Origin of the sequence: Paenibacillus sp. FSL R5-0928 (assembly GCF_037970385.1) — a bacterium.
GTDB classification, from domain to species: domain Bacteria; phylum Bacillota; class Bacilli; order Paenibacillales; family Paenibacillaceae; genus Paenibacillus_AQ; species Paenibacillus_AQ odorifer.
The window spans coordinates 4,755,995-4,770,766 of record NZ_CP150225.1; the positions used below are offsets into that span (position 1 = coordinate 4,755,995).

A 14,772-nucleotide genomic window follows, 5' to 3' on the forward strand; every position below is an offset into this window, starting at 1 on the left:
ATAAGGAGGTCTATATTTATTATAGTAAATAATTCGCTTCGCCTCTCTCATTTCTACGATCGCTGCAGCTTAAGGAACCGTCAGCTAACACTTCACGCTCAAGAAATACGGATAACAAACGAACATAATCCAGTGACTCCATAAGCGAGATTGCCTCTCCAGCAAAGCAGTATTTACGTCCATCCAGCAGCGAGAAAACTTCCACGGTCTCCGCTGGCTCACCATAAGCATGATGGCAAAAAACATTGGCCATATGCATAAATCCAGTGATGATATCCTCATTGCCATTAACCATAAACTTCTGAATGTTCACGCTTCGGCCACTTAGTGAAGAGTTCCAAGCCAGTTGCGTAATCATCGATAACTCCAAATTCAACGCTGGAACTGGGACATGCCACTGTTCATATAACATCACTGGAATCTCCTGTAGATGATTGCTTGAAACGATACGCATAAGCTCATCAGCTACACTCGTTTTGATATCCCAATATTGCAAAAGGGAGGGAAAAGCATCTCCCCTAGGAGGCCACCGTCGCTCTAACAGAAATTGTATAGGTGTCTCTCTCCGCACTTCCGGCAGCAGACTATAGAAGTCATTAAGCGTATGCCCCACAGCATATTGAACCTGCTGGCGCCAACGTGGGAGACCCGTCGCTTGAGCTCCGCTAGCTAAATTCTCAGTCCCGCCCAGCATAATATGCTCCATGCGATAATCGTGCAGCCGTTTATACGGAGGGGTATGTACAGCCCTTACTTTGTTAAACCAACTTCCCACTGGCCCCCCCATCTTAGGTTACCGCCATACAGGCTTCGATGAATTGACGTCCGAATTGACGGCAGGCTTCTTTTTCTACAGCATTAGGGCCATACTCAATCTTTAGGCTATCTTGCAAAATGACTGCTCCACGCTCCTTTAACTTCTCCTCGATAACATCCACTGCCCCACAATAAATGGCGTAGCCTGTATCCCCACTACCAAAAACTGCTGACTTCATGGCAGTCAAATCAAGTTCATCCATCTCCTCATAGAAATCAAGAGATTCATCCGGCAACTCTCCGTCTCCCCAAGTATATGCCCCTAGCAGAACGCCTTCATATGATTTTATCTCAATCGCATTACATTCAGTGACCGACTTCAAAACAGCCTCACCGCCTGCTTGGCGTATTCCTTCTACAATCAATTCAGCCATTTCTTCAGTGTTGCCAGTTAAACTAGCATATGCCACAAGCACTTTAGCCATAAACTCCTGTTCCTCCCCTACTAACACCTTAAATTTAAATCATATACGCTTCACCTCATTCTATTTGATAATGATTATCATTGTCAATAAATAAAGTTAAAAAAACGCAAACTCCCCGTTATTACACACGGTTGAAGTTTGCGCTCCGTCTCATTTTTCTTAAAAAGAAGCTTAATAAGCACCTTCCAGCAAGGTTATGTGATTCCCATCAGGATCACGAAAATTCATTTCTTTACCCCCATATTCCATCGTAACAGGTGGCTGACAATCCAGTCCCTTAGCTTTCAACTGCTCGTATGTCTCATCAAGATTATCACAGCCGAATACTAAATTAACAAAACCTGTCGTAAGATTTTCCCACTTTGCAGCATCCCAAATAATAATTCCCGGCTGTTTCTTGTCAAAACCAAGCTTTGCCCCGTCGAAATTACCGTAACCTTCGAAAGGCATAGGAATTCCTAGTACCTCCGTATAAAATTTAGCTGACGCCGCAGTATCTTTAGTGTAAATGTTAGTCCCTTCAAAAGACGAAATCATAACTTGTCCCCTCTCATTTTCATAATATGTCTCATTTCTTACATGGGTTTAGTCTAACAAGGTTAACACGCTTTGTATTGCAAAATTACGACATTCTTCGGCCTGCATAGACCAAGGCTTCAAGTGGGGTTCTTCCAGCATATTTTTTGAAATTATTGATAAAATGGGACTGGTGACTGTAACCATACGCGAAAATAAGATCCTGCATATTCTTTGTCTGCCCAGGTAAATGACACATCTCCCGCCATACATTCTGAAACCGCACGAGATCTGCTGTTTTTTTGGGCGATACACCTATATATTCTTGAAAAAGCCGTTCAAGTTGTCGTCTGCTTAAATTAGAACTGGTCTCCAAATCCTCAGCGGTCACAATCCCTTTTTGTTTAACCATAGTATAGACTGCATTCATCATCCGATCGTTAGTCCGCCCTCTACGCTCAAGACGACGAAGCAGATAGGCTTCAGCGGCTGCAATCCTTTCGTCCATCGAGTTTACTTTCTCCAATAGATGACCAAGCTCTTTTTTAAAAGTGCCAAAATATTGTTCTACATCGACATGTGCATTCAAGACATTCCGCAGATGATCATCTGCAAAAAAATGAACTGCCCAGAAATGAAATCGGATCCCAAAGGTTGAACTCCCCCCTGGCTTTCTGTCTGAAGAGACTTCAAATGGAGTGTCATTGATGCCGGAGAAAAAAGTATTTGTATTGCCTGATACCCTATCCAAATCCCAAATAATATCCATGCAGGTGTCCGGAATTATTGTCTCCGTCTCAGGTTGTTGTATAGACTCCACATCTACAGAACCCCAAAAACAGCGAATAAACGGCTGCAAGGCATGGCTGGGCAGAAACTCACTAGTGTGGTTGGGTTTTGCAGTTATAGGGAAATACAGCGGTGAGAGATTGAACATAGCTTTAGTTCTCCGATCGTAAATAGGGTAAGGATTCTACTATATGATCATACACAATCAAGTCTTGCGGCACCAGTTGAATAGCCGCATAAGCATGGAAATATTATACACCTCATTAGCATTGGACAAAATGATTGGTGAAGCTGGCTGAGGCGTAATTTGTTTGTAGCAATCAGGTGAAATGTTGTACAATAAAGGCTAAATGAATTTTTTTGAAGGATGGATTAAATCATGTATATAGCGAGCGATTGGAAAGACTATGAAGTAATTGATACAGGCGGTGGAGAAAAGCTCGAACGCTGGGGCGATATTATCTTGCGTCGTCCTGATCCACAGATTATTTGGCCTCTAAATAATGAGACCGCTAAATGGCGTGATGTGCACGGACATTATCACCGTTCCTCCGCTGGTGGCGGACAATGGGAAATGAAAAAAACCATTCCGGACGATTGGAAGATTAGCTATGGTAAATTAAAATTCCACTTACGTCCTACAAACTTCAAGCATACAGGACTATTCCCTGAACAAGCAGCCAACTGGAGCTGGATGATGGACAAGATTGCAGCGGCTAACCGTCCAATCTCAGTGCTGAATCTTTTTGCTTACACAGGTGGAGCTACTGTGGCAGCGGCGAGTGCCGGTGCGTCTGTCGTTCACGTGGATGCAGCCAAAGGTATGGTGCAGTGGGCGAAAGAAAACGTTCAACTGTCTGGTCTTGGAGAACGTCCAGTCCGCTTTATCACGGATGATGTATTCAAGTTCGTACAACGTGAACAACGCCGCGGAAGTAAATATGATGCGATTATTATGGACCCTCCTTCTTACGGAAGAGGACCTGGTGGAGAAATGTGGAAGCTTGAATCAAGCTTGTACCCTTTCCTTGAGAGCTGTATGGAGATTATGAGCGACAACCCTTTGTTCATGCTCATTAATTCCTACACCACTGGTATTTCTCCAACTGTACTGCGCAACATGTTGTCCATGACCATGGGCAAACGTTATGGCGGAAAGCTTACCTCCGGCGAAATCGGTCTTCCGATCACCTCCTCCGGCATGAACCTGCCATGTGGTATCCTGGGTCGCTGGGAGGCGTAAGCCATGACACAGCATAGTTCCGGCAACAATGAGGCTGTAAGCGGCGGATCACAACGCTTTGAAGTGTTGTACGAAGACAACCATCTTCTGGGGATTGTAAAACCCGTGAATATTCCTGTTCAGGAGGATGCAACAGGCGATCCTGACCTGCTGAACCTGCTGAAAGAAGATGTGAAGGAACGTTTCAACAAACCCGGCAACGTCTATATAGGTCTGGTCCACCGTTTGGACCGACCGGTTGGGGGAGCAATGATTTTTGCCAAGACTTCAAAAGCGGCTTCAAGACTATCCGAGAGTGTCCGTACTCACGGTTTTCATAAGGTGTATTTAACAGTCGTGCATGGTAAACCGCCAGCCACTCGTGGCCGTCTTACAGATACGCTGCTTAAAGACGCAAAGAGTAACACCGTCACCGTGGTTCGAAAAGGAACTCCCGGCAGCAAGGAAGCAATTCTGGATTACACAGTGCTTGACAGTGCAGAAGGATACAGCCTGCTTAAGATTGATTTACTTACAGGGCGTTCCCACCAAATTCGGGTGCAACTAAGTTCGATCGGCTGCCCATTATACGGTGATCAGAAGTACGGGGCTTCAGTGAACAAACCGGGGCAACAAATTGCGTTATGGTCAGCACTTGTAGGATTCCCTCACCCTGTTACTAAAGAAGAAGTGGAACTCATCTCTCTGCCCCCACAAACCCATCCTTGGGATCTGTGGCCGCGGGAAACACTAAAAAAAGGGCTGTTCTAAAGCAGCCGTTTCTAGGCATTGAAACGATCCCTGTTATTTAAAAACGAGGCAGTGATTCTCCGGTTAGTGGAGAATCACTGCCTCGTTTTTGGTTCTGCGTCTGCTACTTGAACAGACTATGGGAAGAGGGTCCACGCACGCTGAAGTGTTCTTCCTAGCTCCGCAGGATATGCTTAGTCCGATTATTCCAGCCGGGCATTGAATATCCCTTTGAGATTAAACATCATTTTGAGATTAAACATCTCTTCTACCTTCCAACCTGAACTTAGCCAACTGATCCACCGCTCTGTTTAGCAGTGGATCAGTAGTGGATCAGCAGTGGTTCAGCAGTGGTTCCTAGATGGAATCTGAAATGAAAAGTAAGATAACTGCATTCTATACACTTATTCCGAATAAAAAAGCAGTAGATCGGATTTTAAGTGTACTTTTTACAATTAAAAATCAGGGAAACTGCAAAAAGAGAAGTAAATCAAGAAAATAGTTGTATAAAATACAGTTAAATTTCATCAATCGAGTAATTAGCAAATAATAGCTGTACAAAATACAACTAAAGCATCTAGATGCCTCTAATTGCTCTAAAACACTCTAAATGCTTCTACATACTCTAAATACTTCTAACACTCTAAATGCTTCTACATCCTCTAAATGCACTAGTGATACAGCAAAGCTATTTGCTTCAAGGTGTAGAACCCTCCGGTGTAGTTGTAACAACCATTTTGCCCATTAAGTAGAGCAGTAACTGTTGGTTATGAGAGGAGATCGGATCAAGCGCTTCCGCAAAAAAATCACTGCGGATCTTTAGACCGCGTGCAGTTTCTTCCTTTCCAGTCTCCGTTATGCTCACCCATACAATCCGCCGGTCCGAAGCATCTCTTTCCCGCACAATAAGCTCATGCTTCTCCATCCGATCAAGTAACATCGTAACCGCTGCAGGACTGGTCGCCAAATGTGGAGCCAGATCAGAAGGCTTCATGGCGTCGCGTTCCTGAAGCAGTTCAAGTACAGTAAGTTGGGCATCCGTCAGCGTTGGAGCAAGATTACTGTCCATATGTAATTTATAATCTTTTAAAATCTTATGCCAAATTTTACTGAATTCAGAAGCATGCACACTTATTCCTTCCTTTCCTCGCGGTTCTATCCGGTATATCTACATTTTCGCGAAACAACTTCCATTTCCTGCAAAAGAAGAAAAAATAAATCTGCCGGACCTTCAGCATAAAAAAATAAAAAACGACGCTTAGTCAACCCTCCAAAAGAGCGGACTAAACGCCGTTATAAAATCACTTGTTAATCGCTAGTTTTAATGAACCGATGGGAAAAGATTTATGATCTCATCCTTTTTCTCCACAGCTACAATCTGTTTGCCTGTAGAACGACGCTCGCCCAGCGGCGCTGATTCAGAGGAGAACGTATGGTGGGCATTCTCACGAGTAACGGCATTCAGTTCTAATGGCTCCTTGCAATAGAAAGCCCCTGCTAACCTGCTGCCATTTGGACGTATTCGTTTGCCTTCCTTGAATTCGAAGGTTGGCATTCCTTTGCCACCACGGCTTTGTGATGGATAATCCACAAGTAATGAACGTTTCGCATAACCAATATCAGAAATAGCAAGGATTTCGCCTTCATCTTCGCTGACCCAGAAGCAGGAAATCACCTCGTCGCCCTCGCGCAGCTGAATTCCTCTTACACCAGATGCAACGCGACCCATAGGGTTAACCTCATTCTCATGGAATCGGATACTCATTCCCTCACGGGTAACCAGCACAATGTCCTTGTCATTCGTACTGGAAGCCACTGTAATGATCTCATCACCCTCGGCTACCTTACAGGCCGCTACAGCTCCAGAACGGCTTGTAGAGTATTCCTTGAGCTCTGTACGCTTCACCTGACCCCGACGGGTGACGAACACAAGACTTTGCTGCGGATCATCTAGATTATTAACCGGAATCACACTAACGATTCCATCTCCTTTAGACAATCCAATGACATTCACAATCGCTGTACCAGGCTCTTTCCATTTAAACTCCGGAATCTGGTGCACAGGAAGCAAGAAGTATTGCCCCTTGCGGGTAAATACCAGCAGACTGTCACGGGTATTCACATCCAGCAGCCTGACGATATGGTCACCTTCTTTGACGCCTGAGGTATGACGCTCCCCACCTGAACGGGTGAAGGAAAGCATACCAGTCCGCTTAATATAACCATCTGCTGAAAGAGCAACTAGCACATCCTCCGCGTTGACCAGAGCTTCAAGGCTAACCTTGAGCTCCTCTACTTCGCCTTGGATCAGAGAACGGCGATCAATGCCGTATTTGTCGCGAATCTCCAGCAGTTCCTTACGGATTACAGAAACTAGCTTTTTGTCGCTTTCCAAAATGCCGCGCAGATGTGTAATCTTTGCCATCATTTCATCTAACTCTTTCTGGAGTGAAGTGATCTCCAGATTGGTCAGACGATACAATTGCAAAGTAAGGATCGAATCGGCTTGGCGTTCACTGAAGCCGAACATCCATACGAGATTGTTCTGAGCATCCTGACGGTTTTTCGATGCTTTGATCGCAGCGATAACCTCATCCAGAATGTTCAGTGCTTTAACTAAGCCCTCTAAGACATGAGCACGGTCTTCTGCGCGTTCCAGATCGAACTGGGTGCGATGAGTCACAACTTCACGCTGATGCGCGATATAAGCTTCCAGGATGGCTTTTAGACCAAGCTGCTGAGGCGCTTTGTTAACAATAGCAACCATATTGAAGTTATAGGTAATTTGAAGATCGGTTTTTTTGAGCAGATAGGCCAACACGCCTTGAGCATCAGCCTCTTTTTTGAGTTCGACTACAATCCGCAATCCCTCACGGCCGCTCTCATCACGAACCTCGGCAATGCCATCGATCTTTTTCTCCAGCCGAATATTCTCCATGGAAGTAACCAGCCGTGATTTTACAATCTGGAATGGAACTTCCGTAATCACGATTTGCTGCTTGCCGCCCCGCATATTCTCAATCTCTGTCTTGGAGCGCAGGTAAATACGCCCTTTACCTGTGCGGTAAGCATCCATGATGCCGTCTCCGCCCATGATCGTGCCGCCTGTAGGGAAATCCGGACCTTTCATAAAGGTCATAATTTCTTCCAGCTCAATATTTGGCTTCTGCATCACTGCGATACAAGCGTCAATTACTTCACGCAGATTATGTGGCGGAATTTCAGTAGCAAAACCCGCAGAAATCCCACTCGTGCCATTTACGAGCAGATTCGGATACCGGGAAGGAACCACAACAGGCTCTTTGGCGGTATTGTCAAAGTTATCTTTAAACAAGACGGTCCGCTTCTCGATATCACGCATCATCTCCATTGCAATGGGAGACAGCCGTGCTTCTGTATAACGCATTGCCGCAGCTGGGTCATCGTCCATGGAGCCCCAGTTGCCGTGACCGTCAACTAGCACATGCCCCATCTTCCAAGGCTGTGCCATACGTACCATACCATCGTAAATAGAGGAGTCACCATGTGGATGGTAATTACCCATTACATCTCCGACGGTTTTGGCTGACTTGCGGTATGGCTTGTCAGGTGTGTTGCCGGAGTCGTACATCGCGTAAAGAATCCGGCGCTGCACGGGTTTAAGTCCATCACGGACATCGGGGATTGCCCGGTCCTGAATAATATATTTGGAATACCGACCAAAGCGGTCACCGACGACCTCTTCCAGAAATGCCGGCAAAAATTGTTCTGATAAACTACTCACTTTGCTCACCTTCTGTTCCTCAAACTGCCCGTTTTAAAATAGTGTGCTGATTCTCGGGTACTTCAGGGATTTTTGGAATTCCGGGCACTATCGCTCCTACAGTTCCAAAAATCTTCTAGGTCCCATAAATCACCAAACTCTTAGAAAATCGGGATTATCGTCACTTGCAGCACTGACATTACTCTACAATTTCGGTGAAATCGACATTTTCAACAATCCAGCGTTTACGTGGATCGACTTTGTCACCCATAAGTGTTGAAACACGGCGCTCCGCCTTAGCGGCATCCTCAATCTGTACCTGAAGCAGCGTACGCGACTCTGGATTCATCGTTGTCTCCCACAGCTGATCGGGGTTCATCTCACCCAACCCTTTATAACGCTGAAGCTCGAAGTTTTTGCCGAATTCCTTTAAGTAATTTTGCAGCTCTTCATCACTCCATGCATACCTTACGGTCTCCAGCTTACCCGTTTTGCGGGTCAACTTATAAAGTGGAGGCTGAGCAATAAAGACCTTACCTGCATCTAATAAAGGCTTCATATAACGATAGAAAAATGTCAGCAGCAGCACCTGAATATGCGCTCCATCGGTATCGGCATCGGTCATAATGATAATTTTGGAATAATTGCTGTCTTCGACAGTGAAATCCGGACCAATTCCAGCGCCTATCGTAGAAATAATTGCTTTATACTCGTCGTTCTTCAGGATGTCCAGCAGCTTAGCCTTCTCCGGATTCATCGGTTTACCTTTTAGCGGCAATATCGCTTGAATCTTAGAGTCACGGCCTTGCTTAGCCGAACCACCCGCGGAATCACCTTCCACGATGAACAGCTCCGTACGTGTAACGTCCTTTGATTGTGCAGGAGACAGCTTACCGCCAAGATTCGAGCTTTCGCTGCGTTTCTTGCCTGTGCGGATCTCATCGCGGGCTTTACGTGCCGCTTCCCGGGCTTTCGACGCTTGAATCGATTTCTTCAGCAGGCTCTGCGCAACTTGTGGATTTTCTTCCAAGAAACGCGCCATATTTTCAGAAACAATATAATCTACTGCACTACGGGCGGAAGCACTGCCAAGCTGATCCTTCGTCTGTCCAACAAATTCAACCTCGGACATTTTTACACTGATGACAGCCATCATGCCTTCCCGCAGATCATTACCTTCCAGGTTTTTATCCTTTTCTTTAAGCAGTTGCGTGCGGCGGGCATATTCATTTAATACACGAGTGTATGCAGTTTTAAAGCCGGTCTCATGTGTGCCCCCGCTGCGAGTTGGAATGGAGTTTACGAAGGAAGCCAAGGTTTCTGTGTAGCCTCCGTTGTATTGAAGAGCTACTTCTACCTCGATATCATCCTTTTCTGCACTGAAATGAATAACATCATGGAGAACATCCTTACCTTCGTTGAGGAACTGCACAAATTGACTGGCTCCACCTTCATAAAAGAACTCATCCTGACGGTTGCTCCGCTCATCTTGCAGTGTAATACGCAGACCGGAATTCAGAAAAGCAATCTCCTGAACCCGCTCTGCCAGCGTGTCATAATTCAGAGCAATTCCATTTGGGAAGACACGAATATCTGGCTTGAAAGTAATTTTCGAACCAGTTTTATTGGTGTTACCCAAGATTTCAAGACCAGTTACAGGTTCGCCGACATGCTCTTTGCCCTTCTTGTCCACCCAGTACTCAAACCGCTGACGATGGATTTTGCCCTCACGATAAATTTCTACTTCGAGCCATTCAGACAAAGCGTTTGTGACAGAAGCCCCTACGCCATGCAAACCGCCTGATTTTTTATAACCCGATCCACCGAACTTACCGCCCGCATGCAAAATTGTAAATACAACTTGCGGTGTAGGTACCCCTGTCTTATGCATTCCAGTCGGGATCCCCCGTCCATTATCGCTAACGGTTACCGAGCCATCCTTGCGAAGCAGTATGTCAATCTTTGTACAATACTTGGCTAAATGCTCATCTACGGCATTATCTACGATTTCCCATACTAAATGATGTAGTCCTGAAGAACTCGTACTGCCGATATACATGCCAGGTCGTTTGCGTACTGCAACCAGACCCTCGAGCACTTGAATGTCGTCAGCATCGTATCCAGTACGGCCATTCTCGCCGTTATTAGAAACTTCAGCAAACATATCGATCTGTTCGAGCATTCATGCTCCTCCTTCTTTTCTCTATACTAAGAAGAAACGGATTGGCCGTCCTTTTTGTTAAGAACGGTATCCGTTACTGCCAAAAACCTAAGGATAGAATATAACGTGAAATTATACTCTCCTATATTTCTAAGAAATGCAAACAAACGTTTTGGTCACTTTGTTCATTCTAATTCAAAATATCCCTTTTCGTAAAGACGGCGAATGAAATGATCACCGAAGCGGCTCCCCATACAGCCAGCACAGCCATGGAAAATGACAAGGACATCCCTTCAATGGGGGCGGGGGTACCAGACAAATAGCTGGTCAGTCCAAGATTTACCATAAATAAATATTTCGCTGTTGTCCAGGCAGAGGCCATATTGGTCAGTATACTACCTGCAATCAGCGCGGCCATCATAACTACTATACTCGCGGCAGTACTGCGAACAAGCACCGAGATCATGAATGCGAGCAGTGCAACCACTACGCTGACGAACCAAATCAAACCACCTTGCATAAGCATATATTTCCACTGGGGCACTGCATGTACAGTAGACATATCTAGCGAATCACCACTTATTTTAAAGCCTGTGAAAACAGGAATGTTAAATCCTTTAAAACCAAAGGCGAGACCAGAGATAAAGTAGCTGATTGCAAATGTGGAAAGTACGATAAGCGAGACAAACATTAGCAGTGCTGTCATTTTGCTAAAAAGCACCTTCCAACGCTTGACCGGCCTAGTCAACAGCATTTTGATAGTTCCAGTTGTCCTTTCGGCCGAGACCAAATCTGAGGCCACCGCCATAATAAGCAACGGAATAAATAATGTAACCGAATTATCCATAAATTCACGGGTAAAGGTAACCCCGCTAGGTTCATTCGGATTAACGTCATGGTGAAGATAATACTGAAGCTGTTGTACAAATATTCGCCGATAAGTCTTCCATTCCTCTGGAATCCGGTCACTTCCCAGTGAATTTTGATTATCGATAATCTGCTGCTGGATCTCAAGCCGCCAATCGGAATTAAACTTCTCCCGGCTCCGTTCGGCTGAACGCATCTGTGCATAGGTGAACATAGGCACCAGTACAATCAGAATCAGCAGTATAACATAAAACCGTTTCTTTTTTATAATCTTCAAGCACTCATTACGGATTAGCGGAAGCAAGTTACTCAACATTCTCACCCTCCGTTAGTTTCAAGAATAGCTGTTCCAGTGTCGGATTAATTTTATGCACAGCCCTCACCTCGATTTCAGCAGTAACCATTACGGCTACAATCTCGGGGATCAGATCCTGATCCATGATCGTTATTAAAGAATTGGGGCCCATCCCTGCAATAATTGAGTCATCTAATGTGACGTCTTCTAGTTTCTGAATCTGAATATCTGAACGATCAGCCAGCATTTCCCGAGCCTCAGCAAAAGGCTCCAGCTCCCAAAGTACATACGGCGAATTACGAGCGATCAGCTCATCTACCGCACCAACAGCCAATACACGCCCTTTACTAATTATCGCTACACGGTCGCAAAGAAGTTGAATTTCGCTTAGCAAATGGCTCGATACGAACACCGCCAGCCCTTCATCCGCCAGCTTGCGAATGAATTCTCGCAGCTCCTTAATACCTTTAGGGTCAAGTCCATTCGTCGGCTCGTCCAAAATAAGCAACCGTGGACGTCCCAACAGTGCCTGCGCAATGCCTAATCGTTGTCTCATCCCAAGCGAGTATGTACTTACCTTATCATGTATCCGCTGATCTAATCGAACAATATCTACCACTTCGCTAATACGTTCATTGTCTACACCAGGCTGCATCCGGGCAAAATGCTGCAAATTCTCCCACCCGGTCAAATAGGTATATACCTCAGGATTCTCAACGATAGAGCCTACATATTGCAATGCTTTTTCCGGATTTCGGTTCACATTGTACCCACATACTGTAATCTTGCCCTCAGTAGGACGAATCAAATCCACAAGCATGCGGATCGTGGTCGTCTTCCCAGCGCCGTTAGGGCCGAGAAAGCCGAAAATCTCCCCTTTTCTCACATCGAAAGTAACATCATCTATTATCCATTTCCGTCCTATTTTTTTACGTACCCCGTCCACAGACAAGACGACTGTGCCGGAGTCTTCACTATTCGCTTTTGTCATATTTAATTTAGCTCCTTGTGACTGTCATTTTCTCGGTTTGTACTTGCTCAAAGGGCATTTACCTACATGATCTTACTGCAAAATTTAACACTCACCTATATACTACTGCACAGCCTGTATGAACCGTTCTCCGATTCGCTGATAGCCATCACCATTAGGATGAAAATGATCGGTGGATAGATACTTGTCCAAATGTCTGTTAAACAAGTCAAACGTAGGAACCAAGGTCATGTTGCTATGCTTATTAATAATATCCATTGCCGTATTATTCCACTTCGTTACCGCTTGATTGCCTGGTGCCAGTAATTCTGGAATATCGCCAAAGGGATTATACAGCCCCATATAGTAAACTTGCGCATTCGGATTGATCTGTGAGATTTTATCGAGAATCTTCTCCAGTCTAGCTGCTGCCTCTGGCAGAGCGGCTAATAAAGACTCTGGAGTCAGCTCCTGCTCAGAGGTTGATGAAGTTGTGTTTCCTTGCTGCGCCCCATTATTCTCAAGAATATCCGAATCCTTAAACAGATCATTTCCTCCGACAGATAGCAAAACAACATTCGACATGCGCAAGGCATACTCCACACCATCTTCGTTCAGTTTGCTTAACAGCCCGGCAGTAGTCAACCCGTTAATCCCCATATTGCCTAAAAAGTCTACGGTGACACCTTTTGCAGATAAACCAGTAACCGTACGCTTAACAAACCCTTCTCCGGTGTTATCACCAGTCCCCTTGGTAAGCGAATCCCCGAGCGCAACAATTTTGAGGAGCTTGACAGTCTCCGTCACCGGTGCGGCTGTTTGCTGAGGCAAGCTGCTCTCGGTAACCTCTCCGACCGGATAGATAATATCTTTAACCGCATAAACTAAACCAACCATCAAAACTATAGTTGTTACTATGGAAATCAAGCTGACGCTGCGCCATGTCCATTTCGAATCCTTCAAAGCTATCCCTCCGTATGCCGTTCTATTATGTATTGTTCCACAATTTACAAAGATCTTAACTATGTTACATAAACATAATTCTTCCATGCAAGTTTTGCAAATGTCTAGCAGAGAAAAAAATCCCGCTGTTACAGTGTTTTTGCCGAGGAGCGAGTGTGGACTTTTTTAAAAATAAAAAAATACTGGCTTTTTAATTAATGCCATTATATAATATTTACCGTTGACTCTTTAGACATTACGGGTTATTAGCTTAGCTGGTAGAGCAGCCGACTCTTAATCGGCAGGTCGCAGGTTCGACCCCTGCATAACCCATATAGCTAGACAGAAGAGGTAAGGACAAGTTCCTTGCTTCTTTTTTTGTTGCATTTTTAATCTTCACCACACAAAAAAACCGCTCCCCGACTTACATCGGAGAACGATTTCTTCCTGAAGCATCTACTCGTATTATTTACCAATAAACTCTTGAACCCAGTAATTATTATCATAACCTACACCAATATAATTGAAGTTAGCATTCAAAATATTAGCGCGGTGACCTGGACTATTCATCCATGCCTTCATAACTTCTTCTGGTGTTTTTTGTCCCATTGCGATGTTCTCGCCTGCGGCTTTATAAGTGATGCCAAAGGATTTCATCATATCAAATGGTGAACCATACGTAGGTGAAGTATGTGAAAAATAGTTGTTCGAACGCATATCCGTAGCTTTTGTAGCGGCAACTCTGTGCAGGCTGTCCAATCCAGCTACAGGTGACAATCCAGCTGCTGCACGTTCTTTGTTTACCAGCGTTACGATTTGCTGAACATAGGTTCCTTTATTGCTCACAGCACCTGTTGTAGTTGTATTATCTGTCGGCTTAGTTACAGTAGTTGTGTCTGCTGGCTTTGTAACCGGTTTTGTAGTTGTAGTTGTGGTCGTGTTGTCTTTGTTTGGTACTGTTCCAGTTTGCGGCTTAGTTACCACGATTGTGCTATTCGAAAAAGGGAATCCCTCAAGATTAGCTTGTTTAAAATATTGTAATATTTGCTCATAACTTGTGCCTTTTATTGTTACTGTCGATTCATTCGATGCCGCATTTGCTTCCAATGGAAGAGAAATACTAAGTGCCATAACAGCTGCCACACTACCACCGATGATTGCTTTTAATGTCTTGTTCTTCAATCTGCCATCTCCTTTTTTCTTGCGTGTAATATATGCTTCTGCCTAGAGTGACCATCTACAAATGTTACAAAGTTGTAATTTGTTCCTCAGTCATT

The 14,772-nt window shown here is 44.8% G+C and carries 13 protein-coding genes and 1 tRNA gene; 3 read left to right on the forward strand and 11 right to left on the reverse strand.

Annotated elements, in window-relative coordinates; genetic code table 11:
• Positions 1 to 19: 19 nt before the first annotated feature.
• The 4 genes from MKZ16_RS21490 to MKZ16_RS21505 all read right to left on the reverse strand — a co-directional run bounded on the left by MKZ16_RS21490 (position 20) and on the right by MKZ16_RS21505 (position 2,694).
• Positions 20 to 775, reverse strand: coding sequence for a hypothetical protein (locus tag MKZ16_RS21490; protein WP_143759022.1), 756 nt, complete (start codon positions 773 to 775; stop codon positions 20 to 22).
• Between the two features lie 13 nt (positions 776 to 788).
• Complete coding sequence (locus tag MKZ16_RS21495) at positions 789 to 1,241, reverse strand: flavodoxin (RefSeq protein ID WP_076104467.1); 453 nt, start codon at positions 1,239 to 1,241, stop codon at positions 789 to 791.
• A gap of 171 nt (positions 1,242 to 1,412) precedes the next feature.
• Complete coding sequence (locus tag MKZ16_RS21500; RefSeq protein WP_076104466.1) at positions 1,413 to 1,778, reverse strand: VOC family protein; 366 nt, start codon at positions 1,776 to 1,778, stop codon at positions 1,413 to 1,415.
• Positions 1,779 to 1,863: 85 nt separating this feature from the next.
• Positions 1,864 to 2,694 carry a helix-turn-helix domain-containing protein gene (locus MKZ16_RS21505; RefSeq protein ID WP_076104465.1) on the reverse strand — a complete coding sequence of 277 codons (831 nt, stop codon included), beginning with the start codon at positions 2,692 to 2,694 and terminating at the stop codon, positions 1,864 to 1,866.
• Positions 2,695 to 2,925: 231 nt separating this feature from the next.
• On the opposite strand from MKZ16_RS21505, the gene MKZ16_RS21510 reads away from it, so the two are divergent.
• Complete coding sequence (locus MKZ16_RS21510; RefSeq protein WP_036685718.1) at positions 2,926 to 3,789, forward strand: class I SAM-dependent methyltransferase; 864 nt, start codon at positions 2,926 to 2,928, stop codon at positions 3,787 to 3,789.
• Positions 3,790 to 3,792: 3 nt separating this feature from the next.
• Positions 3,793 to 4,539, forward strand: a complete 747-nt coding sequence (locus tag MKZ16_RS21515; RefSeq protein ID WP_076104464.1) for an RluA family pseudouridine synthase — start codon at positions 3,793 to 3,795, stop codon at positions 4,537 to 4,539.
• Positions 4,540 to 5,215: 676 nt separating this feature from the next.
• Here MKZ16_RS21515 and MKZ16_RS21520 read toward each other — a convergent pair.
• The 6 genes from MKZ16_RS21520 to MKZ16_RS21545 form a co-directional block, all read right to left on the reverse strand.
• Positions 5,216 to 5,647 (reverse strand): MarR family transcriptional regulator, encoded by a 432-nt coding sequence (locus tag MKZ16_RS21520; RefSeq protein ID WP_036685713.1) that lies wholly within the window; start codon positions 5,645 to 5,647, stop codon positions 5,216 to 5,218.
• A 192-nt stretch (positions 5,648 to 5,839) separates the two neighbouring features.
• Positions 5,840 to 8,281, reverse strand: a complete 2,442-nt coding sequence (gene gyrA, locus MKZ16_RS21525; RefSeq protein WP_036685712.1) for a DNA gyrase subunit A — start codon at positions 8,279 to 8,281, stop codon at positions 5,840 to 5,842.
• A 178-nt stretch (positions 8,282 to 8,459) separates the two neighbouring features.
• On the reverse strand, positions 8,460 to 10,442 hold the full coding sequence (parE, locus tag MKZ16_RS21530) for a DNA topoisomerase IV subunit B (protein WP_036685709.1): 1,983 nt from the start codon (positions 10,440 to 10,442) through the stop codon (positions 8,460 to 8,462).
• Between the two features lie 169 nt (positions 10,443 to 10,611).
• Entirely contained in the window at positions 10,612 to 11,601 is a 990-nt protein-coding gene (locus MKZ16_RS21535; RefSeq protein WP_036685819.1) for an ABC transporter permease, read from the reverse strand.
• Positions 11,594 to 12,574 (reverse strand): ABC transporter ATP-binding protein, encoded by a 981-nt coding sequence (locus tag MKZ16_RS21540; RefSeq protein ID WP_036685707.1) that lies wholly within the window; start codon positions 12,572 to 12,574, stop codon positions 11,594 to 11,596. The genes MKZ16_RS21535 and MKZ16_RS21540 overlap by 8 nt, the downstream gene beginning before the upstream one ends.
• 102 nt (positions 12,575 to 12,676) lie before the next feature.
• Positions 12,677 to 13,516 carry a GDSL-type esterase/lipase family protein gene (locus MKZ16_RS21545; RefSeq protein WP_076104463.1) on the reverse strand — a complete coding sequence of 280 codons (840 nt, stop codon included), beginning with the start codon at positions 13,514 to 13,516 and terminating at the stop codon, positions 12,677 to 12,679.
• Between the two features lie 239 nt (positions 13,517 to 13,755).
• Here MKZ16_RS21545 and MKZ16_RS21550 point away from each other — a divergent pair.
• A tRNA-Lys gene (locus MKZ16_RS21550) sits at positions 13,756 to 13,828 on the forward strand.
• A gap of 132 nt (positions 13,829 to 13,960) precedes the next feature.
• Here MKZ16_RS21550 and MKZ16_RS21555 read toward each other — a convergent pair.
• Complete coding sequence (locus tag MKZ16_RS21555) at positions 13,961 to 14,677, reverse strand: CAP domain-containing protein (protein ID WP_076104462.1); 717 nt, start codon at positions 14,675 to 14,677, stop codon at positions 13,961 to 13,963.
• Positions 14,678 to 14,772 lie beyond the last annotated feature (95 nt).